The following is a 26828-nucleotide window of genomic DNA, read 5'->3' as shown; positions in this document are numbered from 1 at the left end:
GGCGAGCAGTGGTGAGCACGGAAACCCGGTGAGTGCCGGTGAACGCCGGTGAGTGCCGGTGAGTACGGAGACACTGGAGAGCAGTCATGAAACCCGCCCGCACACTCGCCGCCGCCCTCGCCGGGGAGACCGTCGTCCTCGACGGCGGTCTCTCCAACCAGCTCGCGGCACAGGGCTGCGACCTCTCCGACGAGCTCTGGTCCGCGCGGCTCCTCGCCGACGGTCCCGAGCAGATCGAGGCGGCCCACGCGGCGTATGTGCGGGTGGGCGCGCGGGTGCTGATCACCTCCAGCTACCAGGCCACCTACGAGGGCTTCGCGCGGCGGGGTGTGGAGCGGCGGGAGGCGGCCGGTCTGCTGGCCAGAAGTGTGGAGCTGGCGCGCCACGCGGGGGAGACCGTGGAGCACGAGGTGTGGGTGGCCGCGTCGGTCGGTCCGTACGGGGCGATGCTCGCGGACGGCAGTGAGTACCGAGGTCGGTACGGACTGACCGTACGGGAGCTGGAGCGTTTCCACCGGCCGAGGGTCGAGACCCTCGTGGCGGCCGGTCCCGACGTGTTGGCGCTGGAGACGGTGCCGGACACCGACGAGGCGGAGGCCCTGCTGCGGGCCGTGGACGGCTGCGGGGTGCCGGTCTGGCTCTCGTACTCCATCGCGGGGGAGCGCACCCGGGCCGGACAGCCGCTCGCCGAGGCCTTCGCCCTGGCGGCCGGTGCCGGTGAGGTGATCGCGGTGGGCGTCAACTGCTGCGAGCCGGCGGACGCCGACCGCGCCGTGGAGGCCGCCGCCTCGGTGATGGGCAAACCGGTCGTCGTCTACCCCAACAGCGGCGAGGGCTGGGACGCGGGGAAGCGGAGCTGGCGCGGTGACGCCACCTTCGATCCGGCGCGGGTGGGGGCCTGGCGGTCGGCGGGGGCGCGGCTGGTGGGCGGATGCTGCCGGGTCGGTCCGGCCGACATCGCCCGGCTCGGCGCCGCGCTGGAGGGGTGAGGACACCGGGGGCGCGGCGGGAGGACGCCGGAGTGCGACGGGAAGACGTACAGGACGAAAACCCCTGGTCGTAGTGGTCCTCCCGGGCAATACTCGATCGGGTGTTCCTGACGATCAGTACGACCGGCACCCCGGAACGTCCCGCGACCGACCTCGGATTTCTGCTGCACAAGCACCCCGACCGGGCGCAGACGTTCTCCACAGCGCATGGCACCGCCCATGTGCTCTACCCCGAGGCATCCGCCGAGCGCTGCACGGCCGCGCTGCTGCTGGAGATCGATCCCGTGGCGCTGGTACGGCGGAGCAGGGGGAAGGGCCGGGGCGGCGCGCCCGACGCGGCGCTCGCGCAGTATGTCAACGACCGTCCCTACGCGGCCTCCTCACTGCTCGCGGTCGCGCTGAGCACGGTCTTCAAGAGCGCCCTGCGCGGGGTCTGCGCCGCGCTGCCCGAGCGCGCCGCGCGGCCACTGCCGCTGCGGATCGAGGTCCCCGCCGTGCCCGCGCGCGGTGGCGCCGAGCTGGTCGGCAAGCTCTTCGGGCCGCTCGGCTGGACATCGGTGGAGGCACGTCCGGTGGCACTGGACGAGCGGTTCCCCCAGTGGGGCGAGTCACGCTATGTCCAGCTCGTCCTGGACGGCGAGCTGCGGCTGGCCGACGCGCTGCGCCAGCTCTATGTCCTGCTGCCGGTGCTGGACGACGCCAAGCACTACTGGGTCGCGCCCGACGAGGTGGACAAGCTGCTGCGCGCGGGCGAGGGCTGGCTGGCCGAGCACCCCGAGCAGAAGCTGATCACCAGCCGCTATCTGGCCCGCCGCTGGGGTCTGACCCGGCAGGCGATGGAGCGCCTCGAACTGGTCCGGCTCGCCGAGGCCGACGACATCGACGTCGAGGCGATCGACAACGCCGTGGAGGAGATCCTCACCGACCCCGCCCTGGACGGCGCGGAGACCGGGGAAGCGAGCTCGGACGCCACGGAAGCCACGGAAGTCACGGACACGGCAAACGCCACCGACACCGCAAACGCCACCGCGGACACCGCGGCGGGCGCGGCCGGCGCGGCCGGAGCTGACGACGGGCGTGTGAGGAGCTTCACGAAGGAGCCCTCGCTCGCCGATCAGCGGCGCGAGGCGATCCTGACCGCCCTCCGTGCCACGGGCGCGGGCACGGTGCTCGACCTGGGCTGCGGGCAGGGACAGCTCGTACAGGCACTGCTCAAGGACGCGCGCTTCACCCGGATCGTCGGTGTGGATGTGTCGGTACGCGCCTTGGCCATCGCCGGGCGCCGGATAGGGCTGGACAGGATGAGCGAGCGCCAGGCCGCCCGTGTCACGCTGCTACAGGGCGCCCTCACCTATACGGACAAGCGGCTCAAGGGATACGACGCCGCCGTGCTGAGCGAGGTGGTCGAGCATCTCGATCTGCCGCGTCTGCCCGCCCTGGAGCACGCGGTGTTCGGCGCGGCACGGCCCCGTACCGTCATCGTGACCACGCCCAATGTCGAGTACAACGTCCGCTGGGAGACCTTGCCCGCCGGGCACGTACGCCATGGCGACCACCGCTTCGAGTGGACCCGCGAGGAGTTCCGCGACTGGGCAGGCGAGGTCGCCCGACGCCATGGCTATGACGTCGCGTATGCCCCGATAGGTCCCGATGACCCCGAGGTGGGACCGCCCACACAGATGGCCGTCTTCACACAGAACGACAAGACCGTCGTGACCGAGACCGTCGTGACCGGGACCGTCGCGACCAGGACCGCCGTAACAGCAGCGGACGAGCAGGAGGGGAAGACCGCATGAGCGACCGCACCGGCATAAGCACCGGCACCGGCATGGACACCGGCACCGAAGCCGTAGACGAGCAGCCGGCCTCCGCCTCGCGCGCTCTCCCCGTGCCCGATCTCTCCCTCGTCGTACTGATCGGTGCCACCGGCTCCGGCAAGTCCACCTTCGCCAGGAGCCACTTCAAGCCCACCGAGATCGTCTCCTCGGACTTCTGCCGTGGACTGGTCGCCGACGACGAGAACGACCAGAGCGCGAGCCGTGACGCCTTCGACGTACTGCACTACATCGTGGGCAAGCGGCTCGCGGCCGGCCGCCTCACTGTCGTGGACGCGACCAATGTGCAGTCCGAGAGCCGTAAGCAGCTCGTACGGATCGCGCGCGAGCATGACGTCCTGCCCGTCGCGATCGTCCTCGACCTGCCGGAGGAGGTGTGCGCGGCACGGAACGCCGGCCGCCCCGACCGGGCCGGTATGCCGCGCCATGTCATCAGGCGCCACCGCGGCGAACTGCGCCGTTCGCTACGAGGCCTGGAGCGTGAGGGCTTCCGCAAGGTCTACATCCTGCGCGGTGAGCGGGAAGTGGCCGCCGCCGGTGTCGTGCTCGAACGCCGCTACAACGACCTCACCCATCTCACCGGCCCCTTCGACATCATCGGGGACGTCCACGGCTGCCGCTCCGAGCTGGAGACCCTGCTCGGCAGACTGGGCTACCGGGACGGCACCCACCCCGAGGGGCGTACGGCCGTCTTCGTCGGCGACCTCGTCGACCGCGGTCCCGACAGCCCCGGTGTGCTGCGGCTGGTGATGGACATGGTCGCGTCCGGCGACGCCCTGTGCGTACCGGGCAACCACGAGAACAAGCTCGGCCGCTGGCTCAAGGGAAGGAAGGTCCAGCACACCCACGGACTCGCCGAGACCGTCGAGCAGTTCGAGAAGGAGGACGACGCGTTCCGCGCGCGGGTGCGGGAGTTCGTCGACGGGCTGGTCAGCCACTACGTCCTGGACGGCGGCAAGCTGGTCGTCTGTCACGCGGGTCTGCCCGAGAAGTACCACGGCCGTACCTCGGGCCGGGTGCGTTCGCACGCCCTCTACGGCGAGACCACGGGCGAGACCGACGAGTTCGGGCTGCCCGTGCGCTACCCCTGGGCCGAGGACTACCGGGGCCGGGCGGCCGTGGTGTACGGACACACCCCCGTACCGAACACCTCGTGGATCAACAACACCATCTGTCTGGACACCGGGGCGGTCTTCGGCGGGAAGATGACCGCGCTGCGCTGGCCGGAGCGCGAACTCGTCGACGTACCCGCCGAGCGGGTCTGGTACGAGCCGGCCAGACCACTGACCACCGAGGCGCCCGGCGGGCGGGAGGGCCGGCCGCTCGACCTCGCCGATGTGCACGGCAAGCGGATCGTGGAGACCCGCCACATGGGCAGGCTCGCGGTGCGCGAGGAGAACGCGGCGGCGGCGCTGGAGGTCATGAGCCGTTTCGCGGTCGACCCCCGGCTGCTCGCCTATCTCCCGCCCACCATGGCACCCACCGCGACCGCCGGCGCCGAGGCCCGGGGCGCGGGTGCCGACGGGCACTATCTGGAGCACCCGGCCGAGGCGTTCGCCCAGTACCGCTCGGACGGTGTCGCGCGGGTCGTGTGCGAGGAGAAGCACATGGGATCGCGTGCGGTGGCCCTGGTCTGCCGGGACGAGGCGGCGGCGCGTGAACGCTTCGGCGTGGCCGGGCCGACCGGCGCCCTGCACACCCGTACCGGCCGTCCCTTCTTCGACGACCCCGCGGTCACCGAGGAGATACTGGAGCGGCTGCGCACGGCCGTCACGGCCGCCGGGCTCTGGCGGGAACTCGACACGGACTGGCTGCTGCTGGACGCCGAGCTGATGCCCTGGTCGCTCAAGGCCACAGGTCTGCTGCGCACGCAGTACGCGGCGGTCGGCGCCGCCGCGGGCGCCGCCTTCCCCGCCGTGACCCGGGCGCTCGAAGCCGCCGTGTCCCGGGGTGTCGAGGCCACCGCGCTGCTGACGGCGCAGCGCGACCGCGCGACCGACGCGGCGGCGTTCACCGAGGCGTACCGGCGCTACTGCTGGCCCACGGACGGACTGGCGGGAGTGCGTCTCGCGCCGTTCCAGCTCCTGGCCGTCCAGGGCCGCAGCCTCGCGGCGGTCCCGCACGACCAGCAGCTCGCCTGGCTGGACCGGCTGGTCGAGCACGACCCGACCGGCCTGCTCCAGGTCACCCGGCGGCTGATCGTCGACACGGGTGACGAGGCATCGGTCCGCAGCGGGACCGACTGGTGGCTGGAGATGACGGAGCGCGGCGGCGAGGGCATGGTCGTCAAGCCGCTCGCGGCGCTGGTACGGGACGAGAAGGGACGGCTCGTACAGCCGGGCATCAAGGTGCGCGGCCGTGAGTATCTGCGGATCATCTACGGGCCCGAGTACACCCGCCCGGACAACCTCCAGCGGCTGCGCAGCCGATTCCTCGGCCACAAGCGGTCGTTGGCGCTGCGGGAGTACGCCCTCGGCCTGGAGGCGCTGGACCGGCTGGCGGACGGCGAGCCGCTGTGGCGGGTGCATGAGGCGGTCTTCGCGGTCCTGGCCCTGGAGTCGGAGCCGGTGGACCCCCGGCTCTGACACCGGCGGCCGACGCCGACACCACGGCCGACGCCGACACCCCGGCTGACGCGTCGCCGTCGCCGAACGCCGACACGGCAGCCGGGGTGGGACCAGGCCGGGTGCTGGGATCAGGGCCGGTGCTGAGACCAGGGCCTCATCCGTTCACCGCGTGAACCGCGCCTCATGCGGTGAGGATGGGGTCATGGGATTCCAAGTCGACTCCGAGGCCGGGCGGCTGCGCCGCGTCATACTGCACCGGCCTGATCTGGAGCTGAAACGGCTCACGCCCGGCAACAAGGACGCGTTGCTCTTCGACGACGTGCTGTGGGTGCGGCGCGCCCAGGAGGAGCACGACGCGTTCGCCGCGGTGCTGCGCGACCGCGGAGTGCGGGTGCATCTCTTCGCCGATCTGCTCCGTGAGTCCCTGGAGCTGCCGGTGGCGCGGCGGCTCGTGCTGGACAGGGTCTTCGACGAGAAGGAGTACGGTCCGCTCGCCACCGGCCATCTCCGGGCGGTGTTCGACGGACTGCCGACCGCCGAGCTGGTCGAGGCGCTGGTCGGCGGGATGACCAAGCGGGAGTTCCTGGAGCGGCACGCGGAGCCGACCTCCGTACGCTTCCATGTGATGGCGCTGGACGACTTCCTGCTCGACCCGCTGCCGAACCACATCTTCACCCGGGACACCTCCGCCTGGATCTACGACGGAGTGAGCATCAACGCCATGCGCTGGCCCGCGCGCCGGCGCGAGACCGTGCACTTCGAGGCGGTCTACAAGCACCATCCGCTCTTCACCGCTCCCGAGGCTGGTGCCTTCCACCACTGGTCGGAGGGGCAGGACGACTATCCGTCCACCATCGAGGGCGGCGATGTGCTGGTCATCGGCGAGGGAGCCGTACTGATCGGGATGAGTGAACGCACCACCCCGCAGGCGGTCGAGATGCTGGCCCGAGGACTCTTCGCGGCCGGTTCTGCGACCACGATCGTGGCGCTGGACATGCCCAAGCGCCGGGCGTTCATGCATCTCGACACGGTGATGACGATGGTCGACGGCGACACCTTCACGCAGTACGCGGGTCTCGGCATGCTCCGCTCGTACACCATCGAACCGGGCGGCGACGGCCATGAACTGAAGGTCACCGACCATCCGCCGGAGCATATGCACCGCGCCATCGCGGCGGCGCTCGGGCTGCCGGAGATCCGGGTGCTGACCGCCACCCAGGATGTGCACTCCGCCGCCCGAGAGCAGTGGGACGACGGCTGCAACGTGCTCGCCGTGGAGCCCGGTGTCGTCGTCGCCTACGACCGCAATGTCACCACCAACACCCATCTGCGCAGACAGGGCATCGAGGTGATCGAGATCCCCGGCAGCGAGCTGGGGCGTGGTCGTGGCGGGCCGCGCTGTATGAGCTGTCCGGTCGAGCGCGCCGCTGTGTAGTACGCACACCACCGCGGACTACGTACACCACCGCGCGAGGCCATGCGCGCCGCGGGCCGTATGTGCGCCCCGCGCCCTGTGTGCGCCACGCACCCTCTGTGATCGTATAGCAATACGGGCGATCGTATATAGTTCCATGGTCCCGGTATGTGCCACCCCCTTCACCACCCCCTTTCCACTCCCCTCCCATCTGTGCCCCAGGAGCAGCCACCATGGCGATACACCTCGCAGGCCGCCACTTCCTCAAGGAGCTGGACTTCACGGCCGAGGAGTTCCGCGGCCTGATCGAGCTCGCCGCCGAGCTGAAGGCCGCGAAGAAGGCGGGCACCGAGATCCAGCGGCTGCGCGGCAGGAACATCGCGCTGATCTTCGAGAAGGCCTCGACCCGTACACGCTGTGCCTTCGAGGTGGCGGCGGCGGACCAGGGGGCGGCGACGACCTATATCGACCCGGCGAGTTCGCACATCGGGAAGAAGGAGTCGGCGAAGGACACGGCCCGGGTGCTCGGCCGGATGTTCGACGGTATCGAGTTCCGCGGGGACGCCCAGACGACCGTCGAGGAGCTCGCCGCGCACGCGGGCGTGCCGGTCTTCAACGGCCTCACGGACGACTGGCACCCCACACAGATGCTCGCCGATGTGCTGACGATGACCGAGCACTGCGCCAAGCCCCTGACGGAGACGGCCTTCGCCTACCTCGGTGACGCGCGCTTCAACATGGGCAACTCGTATCTGGTCACCGGCGCGCTGCTGGGGATGGACGTACGGCTCGTCGCGCCGCGCGCCTACTGGCCGGACGAGGAGATCGTCACCCTGGCACGCAAGACCGCAGAGGAGAGCGGGGCGCGTCTGACCCTCACCGAGAGCATCGAGGAGGGGGTCGCGGGCGCGGACTTCGTGGCCACGGACGTCTGGGTGTCGATGGGGGAGGCCAAGGAGGTCTGGGACGAGCGGATCGCCGCGCTCGGTCCGTACGCCGTGACCATGGACGTCCTGCGCGCGACCGGGAATCCCGGGGTGAAGTTCCTGCACTGTCTGCCGGCCTTCCACAACCTCGACACGGCGGTCGGCCGCGAGATCCATGAGCGCCACGGTCTGACCGAACTGGAGGTCACCGACGAGGTCTTCGAGTCGGCGCACTCCGTCGTCTTCGACGAGGCCGAGAACCGGCTGCACACGATCAAGGCCGTACTGGTCGCCACCCTCGCCCGGGACGGCGCGCCCGCTTAGCCGCGCCCGCTTAGCGGCTCCCGCTTAGCCGCGCCCGCACAGGCGCTCCCGGCTGAGGTCGGGTCAGGCTGAGGTCGGGTCAGGCCGAGGTCTGGTCAGCAGGTGGGGAGCGTGAACCAGACCGCTTTTCCCTGATCCGTGGGCCGGTGGCCGCAGTCCGCGCTGAGCGTATGGATCAGCAGCAGACCGCGCCCGTCCTCCTGCCACGGATCGGGCATCGCGCCGAACCCCGGACGCGAGAGATTCCCCGGCGGGGCCGGGTCGCGGTCGTGCACCTCGACCTGGCAGCCGGTGGGCAGCAGCTCCACGACCAGCTCGATCGGGTCGTTCCCCGGTGTGTGCTTGATGGCGTTCGCGACCAGCTCCGCCGTGAGCAGCTCCGCGGTGTCGCTGTCGGTCATGTCCGCGAGATGCGCGATCGCCGTCCGGACCAGGGCGCGGGCGAGCGGTACTGCTTCCGCACTGTGGGGCAGTGCGACACGCCAGGAGGGGAGGCCTGAGGGTTCCGGCACAGCGGGTGGTCCGATCAAGGGTTCGGCGGGTGTCGTGAGGCTGAAGTGCTATCGGCTTCAACTTTACGGAGCGTAAGGGCGCGGACAAGAGGCGGCGGCCCGCCGGAAAAGGGACCTAAGTCCCGCCCGGATCGGGACCTTTGGCCGCTGGACGTTTGGGCCGGTGTGGGCCATTCGCCGGGTACGGGAGGGGAACCTGCGCGCCCGTGGAGTGGCCCAGTCGGCCCAGCGCGCCCGAGGGCGATCGGGGACGGACGGCCGGGGGCGATCGAGGCCGGACGGCTCTGGGCCGACCGGGGACGGACAGTTCGGGGCGATCGGGGGCGGATGGCCGGGCGATCGAGGGCGCGGGTGGCTCGAAACGTATCGCGCACTCGTGACGACAGTCACACACGAGTGATACCGTTCCGGCGAGGGACAGCGTCCGCTGAGGGAGGCCGTACTCCATGAGCCACTCCACGAGCCCGTTCACCGGCTCCGCGCCCCGCACCCAGGAGTGGCGCCATCTCCGGCTGACCCGCGACGACGACGGGGTCGCGACCGTCACCCTCGACCGCCCCGCCAAGCTCAACGCGCTCACCTTCGGCGCCTACGCCGATCTGCGCGATCTGCTCGCCGAGCTCTCCAGGGAACGTTCCGTACGCGCCCTGGTCCTGGCCGGTGAGGGGCGCGGCTTCTGCTCGGGCGGCGATGTCGACGAGATCATCGGCGCGACCCTCGGGCTGGACACCGCCCGGCTCCTCGACTTCAACCGGATGACCGGGCAGGTGGTCAGGGCGATCCGTGAATGCCCCTTCCCGGTGATCGCCGCCGTGCACGGGGTCGCCGCGGGCGCCGGGGCCGTCCTCGCGCTCGCCGCCGACTTCCGGATCGCGGACCCCACCGCGCGGTTCGCCTTCCTCTTCACCCGGGTCGGGCTCTCCGGCGGTGACATGGGGGCGGCCTATCTGCTGCCCAGGATCGTCGGTCTCGGTCACGCGACCCGGCTGCTGATGCTCGGCGAGCCCGTCCACGCCCCCGAGGCCGAACGGATCGGGCTGATCAGCGAACTGACCGACGAGGGCGGCGCCGACGTACGGGCCGCGGAGCTGGCCCGCGGGCTCGCGCGGGGCCCGGCCCTCGCGTACGCGCAGACGAAAGCACTGCTCACCGCGGAGCTGGACATGCCGCTGGCCGCCGCCGTCGAACTGGACGCGGCCACCCAGGCGCTGCTGATGCACGGGGAGGACTACGCGGAGTTCCACGCCGCCTTCACCGGGAAGCGCGCCCCGAAGTGGCGGGGACAGTAGCGAAGTGGCGGGGGTCGCGGCCGTGCCGGGCGTCCGGCGTATCGCGGTGATCGGCGGCGGACCGGGCGGGCTCTACGCGGCGGCCCTGCTCAAGGGGCTCCGTCCCGACCGCGAGATCACCGTCTGGGAGCGCAACGCCCCGGACGACACCTTCGGTTTCGGTGTGGTCCTCTCGGACGAGACACTCGGCGGTATCGAGCACGCGGACCCGGTCGTCCACCGGGCGCTCCAGGACGAGTTCGTCCGCTGGGACTCCATCGACATCGTCCACCGCGGCCGGACCCTCACCTCGGGCGGCCACGGCTTCGCGGCGCTCGGCCGGCACCGGCTGCTGGCGATCCTGCGCGAGCGCTGCGCGTCCCTCGGGGTACGGTTCCGCTTCCGCACCGAGGCCCCGCCCGCCGCCGAACTCGCCGCCACCCACGATCTGGTGATCGCGGCGGACGGGATCAACAGCCTCACCCGCGACACCCACGCGGCGGCCTTCGGGCCGCGGATCACCACCCACCGCTGCCGCTACATCTGGCTCGCCGCCGACTTCGCCTTCGACGCGTTCCGCTTCGAGATCGCGGAGACCCGGCACGGGGTGATGCAGCTCCACGGCTATCCCTTCGCCGCCGGGGCGGGTGTCACCGGCGGGGCGGGTGTCACCGGCGGGGCGGGCGTCACCGGTCAGGCGGGTGTCACAGGTCAGGCGGGTGTCACCGGCGGGGCGGGTGCCCCCGGGGCCGCCGGTGCGCATGGCTCCGGCGGACCGAGGAGCACGGTCATCGTCGAGATGCGGGAAGAGGTCTGGCGGGCGGCCGGGTTCGACCGGCTCGACGAGCGGCGGTCGGCCGAGCGGTGCGCCGCGGTCTTCGCCGAGGCGCTCGGCGGACGGCCCCTGCGCTCCAACGCCTCCTCCTGGACCGCGTTCCGTACGGTCGTCAACGACCGCTGGAGCCACGGCAACACCGTACTGATCGGCGACGCCGCGCACACCGCCCACTTCTCCATAGGATCCGGCACCAAGCTCGCCGTGGAGGACGCCCTCGCGCTCGCCGCCTGTGTCGAGGAGCACCCGGATCTGCCGGCCGCGCTCGCCGCGTACGAGAGCGAACGCCGGCCGGTCGTCGAGTCCACCCAGCGGGCCGCCGCCGCCAGTCTGCGCTGGTTCGAGGAGCTGGCCACCTATACGGACCAGCCGCCGCGCCAGTTCGCCTTCGGACTGCTGACCCGCAGCCGCCGGGTCACCCATGACAATCTGCGGCTGCGCGACCCCGGCTTCACCCGGGCGGTGGAGACGGACTTCGGCTGCCCGCCCGGCACACCCCCGATGTTCACCCCGTTCCGGCTGCGCGGGCTGACCCTGCGCAACCGGGTCGTCGTCTCGCCCATGGACATGTACTCCGCGGTGGACGGCGTGCCCGGGGACTTCCATCTCGTCCATCTCGGCGCCCGCGCCCTCGGCGGCGCCGGTCTGGTCATGACCGAGATGGTCTGTGTCAGCCCCGAGGGCCGGATCACCCCGGGCTGCACCGGTCTCTACACCCGGGAACAGGGCGAGGGCTGGCGGCGGATCACCGACTTCATCCACGCCGGGTCACCCGGTACGGCCGTGGGGGTGCAGCTCGGCCACGCGGGGCGCAAGGGCTCCACCCGGCGGATGTGGGAGGGCATGGACGAGCCGCTGCCCGCCGGGAACTGGCCGGTGGCCGCCGCCTCCCCGCTGCCCTACCGGCCGGGTGTCAGTCAGATACCCCACCAGCTCGGCCGCCGCGAACTCGACGCGGTCCGTGAGCACTTCGCCGCCGCGGCCGGAAGAGCCCGGCGCAGCGGCTTCGATCTGCTCGAACTGCACTGCGCCCACGGCTATCTGCTCTCCGGATTCCTCTCACCTCTCACCAACCGGCGCACCGACGCCTACGGGGGCACGCTCGCGAAGCGGCTGCGCTTCCCGCTCGAAGTCTTCGACGCCGTACGGGCCGACTGGCCCGACGAACTGCCCATGACCGTCCGTATCTCCGCCACCGACTGGGCGCCGGGCGGGACCACCCCGGAGGAGGCCGTCGAGATCGCCCGTGCCTTCGTCGCGCACGGCGCCGACGCCATCGATGTCTCCACCGGCCAGGTCGTCGCGGACGAGCGGCCCGAGTTCGGCCGCTCCTACCAGACCCCGTTCGCCGATCTGATCCGTAACACCGTGGCCGTCCCGGTGATCGCCGTCGGCGCCATCTCCTCCTGGGACGATGTGAACTCCCTGCTGCTGGCGGGCCGCGCCGATCTCTGCGCCCTCGCCCGGCCGCATCTCCACGATCCGCAGTGGACCCTGCACGCCGCCGCGGCCCAGGGATACGAGGGACCCGCCGCGCCCTGGCCGCCTCCGTACCGCGCGGGCAGCCGTCCGCCGCCGTCGGGCCGTACCGACGCGCCCCGGCCGCGCCTCACCCTGAGCTGAGCGGTCCCCGTACGAACTCCAGTCCCGGGTCGCGCAGCCGGGCGTGCAGCCGGGTGAAGACCTCCGCGGAGCGCTCGCCCGGCCAGTTCTCCGGGAGCAGCTCGCCGGGAAGACCGGGGTCCGTGTAGGGGAGATGGCGCCAGGAGTCGAGGGCGAGCAGATAGTCGCGGTAGGCGTCCCGTACCGAGTCCAGGTGCGGCACCGGCCCGGCCGCGCCCTTCTCCCAGGCGCGCAGCACCGGCTCGTGCGCGGTCAGGAACTCCTCGTGCAGGGCGGCGATCGCGTCCAGATCCCACCAGCGGGCCACGGCCTCCTCCGTCGGCTCGAAGCCGAGGTGCTCGCCGCGGAACAGGTCCACATACGTGTCGAGTTCGAGCCGTCGCAGTGTGTGGCGGGTCTCCTCGTAGAGCCGGCCGGGCGCGATCCAGACGCCGGGCGCCGCCGTGCCGAAGCCCAGCCGGCCCAGCCGGGAGCGGAGCAGATGGCGCTTGTGGCGCTCGGCCTCCGGTACGGAGAAGACGGCGAGCACCCAGCCGTCGGAGAGCCGGGGCGCGGGCCGCTCGTAGATCCGGCGGTCGCCGTCGTCGAGCAGCTGACGGGCCTGCGCCGAGAGCCGGTATCCGGCCGCGCCGTCCGCCGTACGCTCGGGGACCAGCAGCCCACGGCGTTTGAGCCGGGAGACCGACGAGCGTACCGAGGGCGCGTCGACACCGAGGGCCCCCAGCAGCCGGATCAGCCCGGCCACGGGGAGCGGTGCGCCGTCCGGTGTGCGGCCGTACGCGCCGTACAGGGTGACGATCAGGGAGCGGGGGGTGTGCTGCTCGGCCACATGATCACTGTAGGCCCTGGGGTACCGAGTCCGGATCGCGCAGCAGGAAGCGCTGGAGCTTGCCGGTGGGCGTACGGGGAAGGGCGTCCAGGAAGACGATCGCGCGCGGGCGTTTGTACGGCACCAGCCGCGTACCGACGAAGTCCCGCAGACCCCGCGCGGTCTCCTCGCCGCGCTCGACCCCGTCCCGCAGGACGACATACGCGGCGACGATCTGACCGCGTATCTCGTCGGGGCGGCCGACCACCGCCGCCTCCCGCACATCGGGATGGGCCAGCAGCACATCCTCGACCTCGGGGCCTGGAATGTTGTAGCCCGCCGAGATGATCATGTCGTCCGCGCGGGCCACATACCGGAAGTAGCCGTCGGGCTCGCGTACATACGTGTCACCGGTCAGATTCCAGCCGTCGCGCACATACGCGCGCTGGCGCGGATCGGCCAGATACCGGCAGCCCACCGGACCCCGTACGGCCAGCAGTCCCGGCTCCCCGTCCGGCACCGGAGCGCCCGCGCGGTCCACCACACACGCCTGCCAGCCGGGCACCGGCACCCCGGTGGTGCCCGGCCGGATCGCCTCGTCCGCGGCCGAGATGAAGATATGCAGCAGCTCCGTCGCGCCGATGCCGTTGATGATCCGCAGTCCGGTCCGGCCGAGCCAGGAGTGCCAGGTGGCCGCGGGCAGATTCTCGCCCGCCGAGACACAGCGCCGAAGCGAGGAGATGTCGTACGGGCGCGTGTCCAGTTCGTCGAGCATCACCCGGTAGGCGGTCGGCGCGGTGAACAGGACCGACACCCGGTGCTCCGCGATCGCCGCCAACAGCTCCCGGGGACGGGCCTGTTCGAGGAGGAGCGCGGACGCCCCGGCCCGCATCGGGAAGATCACCAGACCGCCCAGACCGAAGGTGAAACCGAGCGGCGGACTGCCCGCGAAGAGATCGCCGGGCTCCGGCCGCAGCACCTGGCGCGAGAAGGTGTCGGCGACGGCCAGTACATCCCGGTGGAAGTGCATACAGCCCTTGGGCCGGCCCGTCGTCCCCGAGGTGAAGGCGATCAGCGCCACATCGTCCGGCGCGGTCCGTACCGCCGGATACGGATCGGACCGGGCGTCCCGGGCCAGACTCAGCAGATCGTCCGGTCCGTCCCCGCCGTACGCGGTGATCCGCAGCCCCGGCACCCGCGCGCCCACCAGATCGTCCAGCGACCTGACATCGCACAGGGCATGGCTCACCCGGGCGATCTCGCACATGGCGGCCAGCTCCGGCGGTCGCTGCTGGGCCAGTACGGTCACGGCCACCGCGCCCGCCTTCAGCACGGCCAGCCAGCAGGCCGCGAGCCAGGGGGTGGTCGGACCGCGCAGCATGACGCGATTGCCGGGCACCACCCCGAGACCGGAGGTGAGCACATGCGCGATCCGGTCGACCCGCTCACGCAGCTCCCCGTACGACCAGACCTCACCCGTGCCCGTGCGGAAGACCGGCCGGTCCGGGCCGAACCGCTCGGCCGTACGGTCCAGCAGCTCGGCCGCGCAGTTGAGCGGGCCCGTGGGCCACGGTCCGGGAGGGAGGGGGAGAAGCCGTGGCCACTGGTCCGACGGCGGTAACTGGTCGCGCGGAAAGGTGTCTCTGTGCGCCGACGGCGTCAGCTGCATGGTTCGCCCCCTTGCTGTCGTGGGGTCGCCCATCGAGCGTATCGTGAGGATGACGACAGTCAACGGTCCGCGATAGACGCGCGGGAAGTGGGGGCTCGGATGCCCGTATTCTCACTCGATCCGGAACAGACCGACTGGTGCGCCGAGTTGCGCACCCTCGCCGTGGAACGGCTGCGACCGCTTGCCGAGAAGGGCGAGCCGGGCCGGGTGAACCGGCCGTTGATCGCCGCGCTCGGTGAACTCGGCCTGCTGGCACGGCTGTTCGGGGAGGCAGACGGGGAGCGGGCCGGGCGCGGCGCGGGCACGCTGGAGCTCTGCCTGCTGCGGGAGTCCCTTGCCCAGGGCTGTACGGAGGCCGAGACCGCGCTCGCGCTCCAGGGTCTCGGTGCCTGCCCCGTCGTCCGGGCCGGGACCGGACGTCAACGGGCGCGCTGGCTGCCCGAGGTGAGCGCGGGCCGCGCCGTGGCCGCGTTCGCGCTGAGCGAGCCCGGCGCGGGATCGGACGCGGCGGCGCTCGCGCTGCGGGCCGAACCGGACGGCGACGGCTGGCTGCTGACCGGTGAGAAGCGCTGGATCTCCAACGCTCCCGAGGCGGACTTCTACACCGTCTTCGCGCGCACGGGCGAGGGCGAAGGGGCCCGGGGGATCACGGCTTTCCTCGTCCCCGCCGGCCGTCCAGGACTGACGGGCAGCGCGATCGAGATGCTCGCGCCGCACGCCATCGGCTCTCTCGTCTTCGACGCCGTGCCCGTGACCCGCGAGGATCTCCTGGGCGGGGAGGGCCATGGCTTCCGGGTCGCCATGGAGACCCTGAACCTCTTCCGTCCCAGCGTCGGTGCCTTCGCCGTGGGCATGGCACGCGCCGCCCTGGACGCCACGCTCGAACACACCGCGCGGCGCGGCGCGTTCGGCGGCCGGCTGAAGGATCTCCAGGCGGTCGCGCACCAGGTCGCGGAGATGGCGACGCGTACGGAGGCGGCGCGGCTGCTCGTCTATGCGGCGGCCGAGGCGTACGACACGGGCGCGCCGGATGTGCCGCGCCGCTCGGCCATGGCGAAGCTGTTCGCCACCGAGACCGCGCAGTTCGTCGTCGACACCGCGGTCCAGCTCCATGGCGCCCGCGCCCTCCAGCGCGGCCATCTGCTGGAACATCTCTACCGCGAGGTCCGGGCGCCGCGGATCTACGAGGGCGCCACCGAGGTCCAGCGCACCATCATCGCCAAGGAGTTGTACAGAGAACGGCGCGCGGAACTGGGGCGTACGGAGCCGGAGCGTACGTACCCGGGTCCCGCAGACCCGGGGCCCGGGGAGCCGGAGCGTACGGAGCCGGACGCGTGAGCCTGGAGCGGGTCAATCCGGCGGGGCTCTCCCCGGCCGCCGGCTTCTCGCACGCCGTCGTCGCCACCGGCGGACGGCTGGTCCTGCTGGCCGGACAGACCGCGCTCGACGAGGCAGGAGAGGTCGTGGGACGGACCCTTCCCGCCCAGTTCGAGAGGGCGCTCGGCAATCTGCTGGCCGCGCTCGCGGCGGCGGGCGGCGCGCCGGACGAACTCGCCCGGGTGACCGTCTACACCACCGATGTCGCGGACTACCGCGCCCACGCGGCCGAACTGGGCGTGATCTGGCGGAGGCTGGCGGGCCGTGACTACCCCGCCATGGCGGTGATCGGAGTCGTACGGCTCTGGGACGAGGAGGCGCTGGTCGAACTGGACGGTGTCGCGGTGCTGCCCTGACCGGTCCAGCACCGCGGGCCGGGCCTGTCCCCCCGTGGGTACAGGCCCGGCCCACGGCCCATGGCCCCCGCCCGACCGCCGGTCAGGCGGTGATGGGGGTGGTCTGGGTGCAGTTCTTCCATTCGACCCAGGGGCGTGTGCCGCCGCTCTGGGGCGCGGTGGCGTAGGTGGGGTCGCCGGTGATGGTCTGTTCCTTGTGCTCGTGGGTGATGTCGATGCCGAAGAGCTTGAAGCCCATGGTGACCTGGCCTGCGGAGATGCCGAAGCCGATGCCGAGTGAGGCGTTCCACCAGTCGGTGTTGGCCTTGTAGTCGAGCCTGCTGAGTTTTCCCTTGTCGTGCAGGAGCCGCTCGATCGGGCCTGCGTCCGCGCCGGGCGCCTCGGCCGCGTCGGAGGGCGAGGGCAGCGCGTCACCGGCGGGGAAGTCACCGCGCCCGCGCAGCCAGTCCTCCACCAGCGTGCTGTCCGCGTCGTTGACGAGGACCAGTTCGGCGGACTCGGTGTGGATCCGGGACTCCACCTCGCCGCCGCCCCCGCCGACGTCGATGGTGACGGGCCCGGCGTTGGCCCCGGCGCCGACATTGATCCCGGGCCCCTCACCGGCCTCCTGACTGGTCGTGATCACCATCTTCTGCGGGCGGTGCGGCTGGCCGTTCTTCTCCTCCTCGTCGTACATGGCCGCGTCGTAGGTGACCGCAACCTGCTGCATCCGGGTGCCGCTGACCTGGCCCACCTCACCCGCCTTGCCGCTCACCGAGAAGGTGTAGACGAAGGTGACCTTGCCCGCGTCCGGGCCGGTGTTGGTACGGAGAACCACCACGTCCTGGGTCATGGAGCCGCTGATCAGATCGGTCGAGATGCTGCCGAGGTCCTTGGGCTCGCCGTCCTTGCCGCCCTCGCCGCTGCCCTTCTTGAACGACTTGCCGAAACTCACCCCGCCCGACGCCTCGGTGGTCGTCTTGGTGATGTCGACGTCCGGCATGCGCTCCGGATTGGTCCTCTCCATCTGCGACACGGCGTTGTTGCTGCAGCCGACCTGGCTGATGGGGGAGACGGGGGAGCCGATCATGGCGCGGCAGAAGTCCTGCTGCTTGAGCGCCTCGGCGAAGGCCTTGGCGTCGGCGAGATTGGCCTCCAGATCGGCCTGCGGGTTGTCGCTCTTGTGGCTGCCGAACAGCCACTGGCCCCCGCTGCCGTTGCCCTTGGTGTAGGTGCCGCTCAGCGAGGCGCTGCCGCCCCAGTCCTTGAGCCCCGGGATACCCGCGGAGACGCTCGCCGTGACCCCGACGCTGCTGTCCGTCACCCGTTCCACGGTGACCGTGCCGTCGGACCACTGCTGGACCTTGAGCTGTTCCGAGCCGCTGATCTTGATGAAGAGGATCTGGATGACGACGGTGTCCTTGGTCTGATCCTGCGAGAGCAGACACTTCGCGGGCTGGAAGGGGTCGTCGGGGGGTACGACGGGATCCTCGCCGCTGTCCCCGCCGCCACCGTCGTCCCCGGCTCCGCCGTCCCCGTCCTCACCCGAGGCGCACCCGAAGGCGCCCTTGTCGGCATGAACGATTCTGCACACCGCGTTCTTCAGCCCGACCGCCTCGTCGTCGGGCACCGTCAGCCCCACGATCGCCGCCACGACCATGGCCACCACCCCGACCAGTGCGACGTACTCCACCCCGCCCTGGCCCTTATCGCCATGCGCATGCCAAATCGGGAGACCTCTGGCGCCCCTCACCATCCACTCCTCGTCCCACACCGTGACCGTTCCCCCGAACGGAAGGCAGCGTAAAGACGAAGCGGGACCCAACGGCAGGGTCCCCGGGCCCACTTGGGGGCCCAAGACGATCAATCGCGTGCATACTCGGTATGTTTCACTTCGGGGGTTAGTTCGATTTATGACCGCATCTCAACAGGTGTACACAGGGGGAGAGTTGTCCGGTAGACGAAGCAGGGTCGGCGCGGCCATGGTGGCGGCGCTGCTCACGGCGGGACTCATCACAGGGGCCGCTCCAGGGACGTCGTCCGCTTCCGGTTCCGCCTCGGGCTCGGGCTCGGGCTCCGGTGCGGGATCCGGCGCCGCGGCACCGGGGGATTTCGCCGCGAAGGCACGCAAGGCACAGGGCGAACCGTCCGTGGTCACCCTGATCACCGGGGACCGCGTGCGTGTGGACGCCAGGGGACGGGTGACCCGGATCGATACCGCCAAGGGGCGTGAGAGCGTCCGCGCGACCGTCAGGCGCGTCGGGGGCAGTACGTACGTCCTGCCGGCCGACGCGTCGCGGCTGGTGGCCCAAGGTGTTCTCGACCGGCGGCTGTTCGATGTGACCGGTCTCATCAGGGACCGGTACGACGACGCGCACCGCGCGACACTGCCGCTGATCGTGTCGTACACCAAGGACACCGAGGACAAGGCACGGGCGAGGTCGGCGATCTCGGCCGCGGACGTCTCCGTACGCCGGAGCCTGCCCGCGGTCAGGGGGGAGGCGCTCACCGCGCCCAGGACCGGCTCGTCCGAGGTGTGGCACGCCCTCACCGCGCCCGTCGCCGGTCAGCGGACGGCGCGCGGCACGGCACCCGGTGTGGCGAGGGTGTGGCTGGACGGCAGGCGCCACGCGAGCCTGGACAGGAGCGTCCCGCAGATCGGCGCCCCGGCCGCCTGGCAGGCCGGATACGACGGCACCGGCGTGAAGATAGCCGTCCTGGACACCGGGGTCGACGAGACCCATCCCGACCTCAAGGGTGTCGAGGTGGGACAGCGGGACTTCTCCGGTTCGGGCAGCACCGCCGACCGAGTGGGCCACGGCACCCATGTCGCCTCGATCGCGGCGGGCTCGGGGGCCAAGTCCGGCGGGAAGTTCAAGGGCGTCGCGCCCGGTGCGCGGATCCTCGACGGCAAGGTCCTCGACGACTCGGGCTCCGGCTCGGACTCCGGGATCATCGCGGGGATGCAGTGGGCCGCCGACCAGGGCGCGCAGGTGGCCAACCTGAGCCTGGGCGGATTGGACACCGTGGAGACGGACCCGCTGGAGGCAGCCGTCGACAGGCTCTCCGCGGACAAGGGCATCCTCTTCGTCGTCGCGGCGGGCAACGAGGGCCCCGAGGCGGGGACGGTGAGCTCGCCCGGCAGCGCGGCCTCCGCGCTCACCGTCGGCGCCGTCGACCGGGCCGACGGGATCGCCGACTTCTCCAGCGTGGGCCGGACGGCCGACGGCTCGCTCAAGCCGGACCTCACCGCGCCCGGTGTGGACATCGTCGCCGCGAGAGCGGCCCAGGGACGGCTCGGGACCCCGGCGGCCGACGGCTATGTGTCGATGTCCGGTACGTCCATGGCGACCCCGCATGTGGCGGGAGCCGCGGCGATCCTCGCCCAGGAGCACCCGGACTGGACCGGACAGCGGATCAAGCAGACGCTGACCGCGTCCGCCAGGCCGACCGCCGGGCTGACGGCGTACCAGCAGGGCACCGGACGTACCGATGTGGCCGCGGCGATCACCCAGACGGTGGCCAGCGAGCAGACCTCGGTGAACTTCGGTCTCCAGAGATGGCCGCACACCGACGACACCCCGGTGACCCGGCAGATCACCTACCGCAACAGCGGTACGGAGCCGGTCACCCTCGATCTGTCGCTCGACACGACGGGACCCCAGGGACAGCCCGCCCCGGCCGGTTTCTTCGGGCTCGGCGCGCGGCAGGTCACCGTACCCGCGGGCGGCGGCGCGAGCGTCGATCTCATCTCGGACACCCGGACCGGCACGCTGGACGGCGCGTTCTCGGGTTCCGTCGTCGCCGCCGCGAGCGGGGGCGGCCAGAGCGTGCGCACGTCCTTCGGCGTCGTGCGGGAGGCGGAGTCGTACGACCTCACGGTGAAGTTCATCGACACCAAGGGCAAGCCCGCACGGGCCGGCGCGATGGTCTACGGCCACAGCGGCGAGTTCTGGGAGGACCTCTTCGAGGCCGACGGTGACGGGACCGCCAAGCTCCGTGTCCCCAGGGGCGGTTATCTGATCGAGGCCCCGGTCGAGACTCCCAGGGGATCCAAGCCCGGCTCCGACATCGCCCTGATGGTGGCGCCGAAGCTCTCGGTCACCGCGAACTCGACCATCACCTTCGACGCCCGCAAGGCGAAGCCGGTGAGCATCACCCCGCCGGAGTCCGCGACGAATACCGCCGCGTATCTGAACTACTCGCTGGAGCTGCGGAGCGGCGGCCTCGGCAGTTCCTGGTTCCTGGACGGCTTCACGGGCTTCAGGACCGCGCAGGTCGGCCCGGCCCTCGCCGCCCGGGACCTCAGCTCCCAGGTGGGCGGCGCCTGGCAGAAGGGCAGTACCAGTTACAACGTCTTCTACAACCGCACCGGTTCGCTCCACACCGGGCTCACCCACAAGGTGACCAAGAGCGAACTGGCCCTGGTGAATCTGCGCGTCGGCGCCTCCGCGAAGTCCCAGCGGGCCGTCGTCAACCCCGTGTGGAACGCCCCGGAGTTCGGCATCGGCACGGTCACCCGGCCGTTCGCCCTGCCCGCCGTGGCGAAGACCTATGTCACCGTGCCCAAGGGCTTCACCTGGGAGTTCGCGGTCGAACAGCAGGGCGCGACGGAGGCCGGGGGCTATGTGTTCCTGGCGTCCGACGGGGCGAGGACCTACCGGGCGAAGAAGACCTACGAGCACACCTACAACGTCGGGGTGTTCAGTCCGAAGACCGGCGGCGACAGCGTCGCCCAGCGGTTCCAGAACGAGCTGGCGGTCTGCGTCCCCGAATTCACCGACGGCGCGGGGCACTTCGGGCAGTCCTCGGTGACCAAGCAGCGGACCGTGATCACCGCGGGCGGCAGGAAGCTCGTGGACAGCAGAGGTGAACTCTGCGCGTACACCGACGCTCTGCCCACCGCGTCGGCCGCGTACCGGATCAGTACGGACGTGTCCCGTTCCACCGCGGTGGCCGGGGTCAGCACACGGATCGTCGCGGGCTGGACGTTCACCTCGAAGAGGCCGGGCGGTGAGTCCGTGGTGACGCTGCCGCTCTCCACCGTCCGCTTCGCCCCGAAGCTGGACCTCGGCAGCGCCGGAGCCAAGGGCAAGAAGCTGACGGTCCCGCTCTCCGTCCAGGGCCCGGCGGCGGGCAAGGGTCTCAAGTCCCTGTCCGTACAGGTCTCCTACGACGGTGGCACCAAGTGGGCCAAGGCCACGGTCACCACCGCCAAGGACGGCGGGCGGAGCCTGACGCTGAGCCATCCGAAGAAGGCCACCTCGGTCTCGTTCAAGGCGAAGCTCACGGACAGGAGCGGCAACGTCTACGACCTGACCGTCGTCAAGGCGTATCTGCTCAAGTGACCAGAGGCGGCGCCGGCCGGGCGCCGCCCAGATCCCGCCCCCGTCGTCCCGGGCCTCTGTCACCTGCCCGGGACGACGGGGGCGGCCGTGCACCGGCGGTAGGAGCACCGGGCGGCGCACGGCCCCGTAGTCCTCACGGACCGAGGCGTGCCGCCAGTACTCGTCGCGATCGCCCGCAGACTCGGCGGCTGCCGGGCCTTGTACTTCGAAGCCCTGGCGGGTCTAGGCTCTGCGGATGACCTTGGAATGGGAACAGGTAATCGTTCACTCGGCGGATCCGGCGGCCCTGGGGCAGTGGTGGGCCGAGGCACTTGGCTGGGTTGTGGTTTATTCCACCGACGAGGAGTTCGAGATCCGCCCGGCGCCGGATCGCCTGCCGGGGCTGGATTTCGTCCGGCTCGATGAGAGCAGGAAGGCCAAGAGTCGGCTGCATCTCGACTTCAGGCCTGACGACCAGGACGCCGAGGTGGCTCGTCTGGTGGCTCATGGCGCACAGCGTGTCGATATCGGCCAGGGTGATGCGTCGTGGGTCGTCCTGGCGGATCCTGAAGGTAACGAGTTCTGTGTCCTCAGCCCGCGGCGTCAGTGACGCGGGCACCGAACGGACCCGCCCGCCGTGTTGACCGGGCACCGCACGGCAGGGTCGGTCCATCCGGTGACAGGGGCCCGGTCACCGGACAGACCGACCTGTGGTCGGCTCACACCAGGTCGAGCACCTGCTACCGTGCTCCGGCGGCCTCCTGGCTCACCGGTTCGACCGGGGGTGCTATGAAGGCAGGGGCGTTCGGCTCGTAGAAGATGTCGATGTCGGCCTCTTCGCCACCGACGATCAGTGTGTCCCACGCACCGCTCTCCCGCAGGGTCCGCAGGGTCGACGGAGCGAGTGCCGACAGATGGCTCCGCAGTTCCTCGTCGCTGGGCATTCCGGGAAGACGGACGGCGAGACGCTCACGGATCGCCCGCATACGGTCCAGCAGGATGTCCAGGTCGTCGGACCGCTCGGCGGGGGCTTCGGCAGCCCCGTCCTCCACCATGCTCAGCGCGACAATGTCCTTGATCGCGCGAGTGGTGCCCTGTTCGTCGGTGGTGACCATGGCGTTCCAGGCGCGGCTCTTGTGCCGGTACTGGAGCATGGACATCGCCGCCTCGTGCCGGATGAAGTCGGCGTCACGCAGCGGACGGCCCTGCCACACCCGGCTGAGGGAGCGAGTCAGGGAGACGGCCGAGGCAAGGCCGCTGTTGAGGCCGCGTCCGGGCCAGAAGTGGATGGCGTTGGCCGCGTCGCCGAGCAGAAAACCGTACGTTCCGGGGCTCGTGGGGGTGGGGCGTGTGAGCTGCGCGGTGAACCGGGGGCGCTGCACCATGTCCAACCGGAACGAGGTGATGGCGGTCAGATCGTCCTCGGGGACACCGAACAGCTTCAGGCCCTCCTTGATCCGCTTCCACAGCGGCGAACTGCGCAGCAGGGCGGGCAGGAACAGGGTCCCGTGGGTCGGGCAGACGAACTCGCTGTCCTCGTGGCGGCTCATCACGCAGGGCCGGGCCGCGATGCACTCCTCGAAGACCTGCCGGACCGGATCGATACCGACCACGCTGCGCGCCTCGTCGCGCGTCAGCCTCATGTTCAGGAAGCCCTCGCCGCGCAGGGAGTTGAGCAGGAACCTGTTCTGGGACACGGTCAGCAGGACGCTCATCGGATCCGTGAGCTGAGACTTGACACGCAGTCCCAGTACCACGTCCTGGAGGTGCTCCCCGTCGAGGGAGTAGATCGAGGCGTCGGCCGTGCCGAAACGGTCCGCGAAGTGCTCGCGGGTACGTGACCGACCGCCCTCACAGATGACCAGGACGTTCTCCTGGGAGAGCCGGTGCTGGGGCTGCGTCGGGTCGAAACGCTCAGGTACGAGGCGGATCGCGGACTTGGTGTTGGCCAGCTCCAGCAGTTTGTCCTCGATGTAGGCGATCCGGATGTTGCGGGGCGCGCGGCCGTCCACGGAGTCGGGTCCCACAGGCCACATCTCGGAGCTGGACGCCTCGTCGCCGAAGAGGACCGACTGCATCTCGTCGGTCAGCGCGAGGTACTGCCGGCTCTGCACGGTGACGACCTGCTGGCGCCGTACGTTGCCGTGGGTCTCGTCCTTCCAGACCACCCTGGCGCCGTCATTGATCCACCGGCCTTCATAGACGGTGACCGAGACCTTCCCGGGCAGCGCGTTCTCCAGCAGCAGGGCGAAGGCGAGGCCGACCGGTCCCCCTCCCGTGACCGTGACGCGCAGCTCGCCCGGGTCGGCCGGGCTGTCGGCACGGGGTGATTCGAGATGAGAGACCAGGACCGTCTCCAGAGCCTCCTGGGTCTCGAACAGGAAGGTCTCGTCGCCGATGCGTATGGAGTCGCCGGGTACCAGAACATGACGGGTGATCCGCCGGTCGTTGACGAAGGTTCCGTTTCTGCTGTTCCGGTCGTGGAGCACGTACGCGCCGTCCTCCGTAAGGATTTCGGCGTGCAGGCGGGAGGCGTTGGCGCTGACGATGATCACGTCATTGTCGCTCTTGCGTCCGAACCGCAGCGGAGCACCGCCCAGAACCGCACTCTGACCGGCGAAGGGACCCGTACGTCCCACGATGACCGACGACACACAAACTCCTTGCGAAAGTCTCGGTTGCGGGCGAAGGAACCACCACATCCCTGGTCGGCCCGCCACGAGAGTGGAATGTTCCCGGCCCACCTTAGGAACTCCGGTCCGGCAGACCGAACTTGACCGGCGGCGTCCGAGTATGCCCGACAACGTTTCAATCCTTGCCGGTTGAAGTATGCCGGATATGCCATGCCGTGGCCGCGTGCAGCGCCTTTGTCCGGGCCTCGACCGGTGAGGAAAGGATCTGGGCCCTGTCCGGCGGATCTTCGTGGACCCGGAACGCCTGGCACGGCACCTCGCCGCGTTGTCGGAGTCGTCCGAGTACGTCCGGTCCATCGGCGACGCCGATCCTCCGCCTTGCGATGCTCCCCGTAGCCTGAACGGCACAGGTGGTACCCCCTCCACCAGCGGCCCCGGGCTGATCCACGAAGATCCGCCGGACAGGACCTACCCGCCCGCCGCCGTGACGCATGTCACCGAGAACGGGACCGAGTTGGACACCGCCTCGAAGGGGGACTGGATCTCGACAGCCATGCTGCTTTCGAGCGTTCCGGCCTGCGCGTATGTCGACAGCTGCACCGACTCCTGATGGGTGCGGGGGCCGCCTTCCTCGAACGCCAGCGTCCGCCACTCCTGGTCGATCACCGAACCGTTCGCCGAGACCCAGCGGTACGAGAACTGGAAGGGCAGCTCGGTGACCGTGAAGGTCGCGGTGAAGCGCGGGGACGAGTCATTGGCGGGGCAGCTTCCGGTGTATGTGGTCGAGCTGCCCTCCACACTGACCGAGACGGGCCGCCCGGCCGTGTCGCCCTGCTCCAGGAGTGAGCCGGCGTTCGTACCGGTCCCCTGGTCGTCGTCGCCGAGCACGTAGGCCAGTCCTCCGGCGACCAGGGCCAGCACCAGGGCTCCCCCGGTGATCAGGTATCCGACGCGCCGCCGTGCGGGTCGGGAGCCGGATGCCGACGCGGGCGTCGCGGATGCGGACCCTGCTGCCGATCCTGCCGATCCTGCCGATCCTGCCGATCCTGCCGATCCAGCCGATCCAGCCGATATGACGGGTGGCCTGGCGGTGTCCGCGGCCGAGCCGGTCTCCGGGGAGCGTGGCGCCGGAGCGGCTGCCGTCGTGGTGGCGGTCGTCGCCGAATCGGAAAGCGTCGGCTGCCCAGAGGAGTTGGAGATGCCGACCGCGGTCGTGGTTCCAGATTCCGGAACGGCGGGCCGGGGCGCAGCAGGAACCCCCGCTGCCGGAATATCGGCAGCCGTCGTCATGTCCCCGGTGTCCGTGGTGTTCCCCGGGACCGGCGATGCCGCTGTCGTGGTCGGTGACCCGACCGTGGCCTCTTCCGCGGTCGCCCCGAACGAGGTCTCGGCGGTGGGCAGTTCCCCGTCGGCGGGCACGTGGGGCCGCGCGGCGGGTACCGCCGTGTCGGCAGCCGCCGCGCGTAGCTCCCGCTCAGCCTCGTCGGGCGACATACGCTTGGCGGGGTCCTTGTGCATCAGGCGCTCGATGACGGACGTGAGGGGTCCGGCCCGGTGCGGCGGGGGCAACTGGTCGTCAACGACAGCGCGCAGGGTGGCGAGGGGAGTCGTCCGACGAAAGGGCGACCGGCCCTGGACCGCCGTGTAGAGCAGCGCACCGAGGGACCAGAGATCCGACGCGAGGGTGGGGATCTGGCCCAACGCCCGTTCCGGCGCCAGATATTCGGGAGAACCGATGACTTCGCCGGTCATCGTCAGTGCGGTATCCCCCTCAAGGGTCGCGATGCCGAAGTCGGTGAGTACCACCCTGCCGTCGTCACCGAGCAGGACATTGGCGGGCTTCACGTCGCGGTGCAGCACTCCGGCGTCGTACGCGGCGCGCAGAGCGGCGAGCACCTCGGCACCGATACGGGCGGACCGCTGCGGGGAGAGGGCGCCCTCGGAGCTGATGACTTCGGCGAGCGAGCGGCCACGGACGAACTCCATGACGATCCAGGGCCGGCCGTCGTAGGTGGTCACGTCATGGACGGTCACCACGCTCCGGGCACTGATGCGCGCCGCCGACAGGGCCTCCCGCTCCAAGCGGGTATACATCCGCTGGACCTGCTCCGTGGCCAGTCCAGCCGGAGCGCGTACCTCCTTGACGGCGACCTCACGGTGCAGCACCTCGTCACGGGCCCGCCACACGGTGCCCATACCGCCCTCGCCGAGCACGGACCGCAGGCGATAGCGACCGGCTACCAGCCGTTCGGCGGCTTCGTCGGTCGAGGCCACGTCATCATGAGGCATCGGGCTCATATTTCCTGTCTCGTGCGAATGGCCGGGGCGTGTCGATGCCGGCCGTCCACATCAGTGGCGTCTGCATCGTCCCCCATCGTGCCCCCAG

Annotated in this window: 17 protein-coding genes; 11 read left to right on the top strand and 6 right to left on the bottom strand. The window is 70.9% G+C overall.

The window, feature by feature from the left end:
• The first annotated feature begins 86 nt into the window (after positions 1-86).
• The 5 genes from mmuM to argF all read left to right on the top strand — a co-directional run bounded on the left by mmuM (position 87) and on the right by argF (position 8055).
• The gene (mmuM, locus tag OG214_RS09625; protein WP_405984513.1) at positions 87-989 is read left to right on the top strand and encodes a homocysteine S-methyltransferase; all 903 of its coding nucleotides are present in this window, start codon (positions 87-89) and stop codon (positions 987-989) included.
• 101 nt (positions 990-1090) lie between these two features.
• Positions 1091-2785, top strand: coding sequence for a 3' terminal RNA ribose 2'-O-methyltransferase Hen1 (locus OG214_RS09620; RefSeq protein ID WP_405984512.1), 1695 nt, complete (start codon positions 1091-1093; stop codon positions 2783-2785).
• Between the two features lie 32 nt (positions 2786-2817).
• On the top strand, positions 2818-5409 hold the full coding sequence (locus tag OG214_RS09615; RefSeq protein ID WP_405987461.1) for a polynucleotide kinase-phosphatase: 2592 nt from the start codon (positions 2818-2820) through the stop codon (positions 5407-5409).
• 184 nt (positions 5410-5593) lie between these two features.
• Positions 5594-6826, top strand: a complete 1233-nt coding sequence (locus tag OG214_RS09610) for an arginine deiminase (protein WP_405984511.1) — start codon at positions 5594-5596, stop codon at positions 6824-6826.
• A 212-nt stretch (positions 6827-7038) separates the two neighbouring features.
• Complete coding sequence (argF, locus tag OG214_RS09605) at positions 7039-8055, top strand: ornithine carbamoyltransferase (RefSeq protein ID WP_363082308.1); 1017 nt, start codon at positions 7039-7041, stop codon at positions 8053-8055.
• A gap of 95 nt (positions 8056-8150) precedes the next feature.
• Here argF and OG214_RS09600 read toward each other — a convergent pair whose 3' ends face one another.
• Positions 8151-8567: an ATP-binding protein gene (locus tag OG214_RS09600; protein WP_363082307.1), complete on the bottom strand. Its 417-nt coding sequence runs from the start codon at positions 8565-8567 to the stop codon at positions 8151-8153.
• A 446-nt stretch (positions 8568-9013) separates the two neighbouring features.
• On the opposite strand from OG214_RS09600, the gene OG214_RS09595 reads away from it, so the two are divergent.
• Both OG214_RS09595 and OG214_RS09590 read left to right on the top strand, forming a co-directional pair.
• On the top strand, positions 9014-9856 hold the full coding sequence (locus tag OG214_RS09595; RefSeq protein WP_365905536.1) for an enoyl-CoA hydratase family protein: 843 nt from the start codon (positions 9014-9016) through the stop codon (positions 9854-9856).
• A gap of 4 nt (positions 9857-9860) precedes the next feature.
• Positions 9861-12293, top strand: coding sequence for an FAD-dependent monooxygenase (locus OG214_RS09590; RefSeq protein WP_405984510.1), 2433 nt, complete (start codon positions 9861-9863; stop codon positions 12291-12293).
• Here the strand turns inward: OG214_RS09590 and OG214_RS09585 are convergent.
• Both OG214_RS09585 and OG214_RS09580 read right to left on the bottom strand, forming a co-directional pair.
• A complete protein-coding gene (locus OG214_RS09585) occupies positions 12280-13122 on the bottom strand; it encodes a PaaX family transcriptional regulator C-terminal domain-containing protein (RefSeq protein WP_405984509.1) in 843 nt (280 codons plus the stop codon). The two genes, OG214_RS09590 and OG214_RS09585, sit on opposite strands and share 14 nt — an antisense overlap.
• 4 nt (positions 13123-13126) lie before the next feature.
• Positions 13127-14770, bottom strand: a complete 1644-nt coding sequence (locus OG214_RS09580) for an AMP-binding protein (RefSeq protein ID WP_405984508.1) — start codon at positions 14768-14770, stop codon at positions 13127-13129.
• A gap of 99 nt (positions 14771-14869) precedes the next feature.
• Between OG214_RS09580 and OG214_RS09575 the strand changes: the two genes are divergently transcribed.
• Both OG214_RS09575 and OG214_RS09570 read left to right on the top strand, forming a co-directional pair.
• A complete protein-coding gene (locus OG214_RS09575) occupies positions 14870-16108 on the top strand; it encodes an acyl-CoA dehydrogenase family protein (RefSeq protein ID WP_405984507.1) in 1239 nt (412 codons plus the stop codon).
• Positions 16105-16503: a RidA family protein gene (locus tag OG214_RS09570; RefSeq protein ID WP_405984506.1), complete on the top strand. Its 399-nt coding sequence runs from the start codon at positions 16105-16107 to the stop codon at positions 16501-16503. Before OG214_RS09575 ends, OG214_RS09570 begins: the two co-directional genes overlap by 4 nt.
• A gap of 82 nt (positions 16504-16585) precedes the next feature.
• Here the strand turns inward: OG214_RS09570 and OG214_RS09565 are convergent, their stop codons facing one another.
• Positions 16586-18175, bottom strand: a complete 1590-nt coding sequence (locus OG214_RS09565; protein WP_405984505.1) for a hypothetical protein — start codon at positions 18173-18175, stop codon at positions 16586-16588.
• 256 nt (positions 18176-18431) lie between these two features.
• On the opposite strand from OG214_RS09565, the gene OG214_RS09560 reads away from it, so the two are divergent.
• Positions 18432-21830 carry a S8 family serine peptidase gene (locus OG214_RS09560; protein WP_405984504.1) on the top strand — a complete coding sequence of 1133 codons (3399 nt, stop codon included), beginning with the start codon at positions 18432-18434 and terminating at the stop codon, positions 21828-21830.
• Between the two features lie 235 nt (positions 21831-22065).
• The gene (locus OG214_RS09555) at positions 22066-22419 is read left to right on the top strand and encodes a VOC family protein (RefSeq protein ID WP_363084256.1); all 354 of its coding nucleotides are present in this window, start codon (positions 22066-22068) and stop codon (positions 22417-22419) included.
• A 130-nt stretch (positions 22420-22549) separates the two neighbouring features.
• On the opposite strand, the gene OG214_RS09550 is transcribed toward OG214_RS09555, so the two are convergent.
• Together OG214_RS09550 and OG214_RS09545 are read right to left on the bottom strand one after the other, a co-directional pair.
• Complete coding sequence (locus tag OG214_RS09550) at positions 22550-24463, bottom strand: FHA domain-containing protein (protein ID WP_405984503.1); 1914 nt, start codon at positions 24461-24463, stop codon at positions 22550-22552.
• 447 nt (positions 24464-24910) lie between these two features.
• Positions 24911-26731: a serine/threonine-protein kinase gene (locus tag OG214_RS09545; protein WP_405984502.1), complete on the bottom strand. Its 1821-nt coding sequence runs from the start codon at positions 26729-26731 to the stop codon at positions 24911-24913.
• Positions 26732-26828: the final 97 nt, after the last annotated feature.

Source organism: Streptomyces sp. NBC_00872 (assembly GCF_045161915.1).
GTDB lineage: Bacteria > Actinomycetota > Actinomycetes > Streptomycetales > Streptomycetaceae > Streptomyces.
Note: the sequence above shows the minus strand (reverse complement) of the source record. Positions and strands in the feature narration are given on the sequence as shown.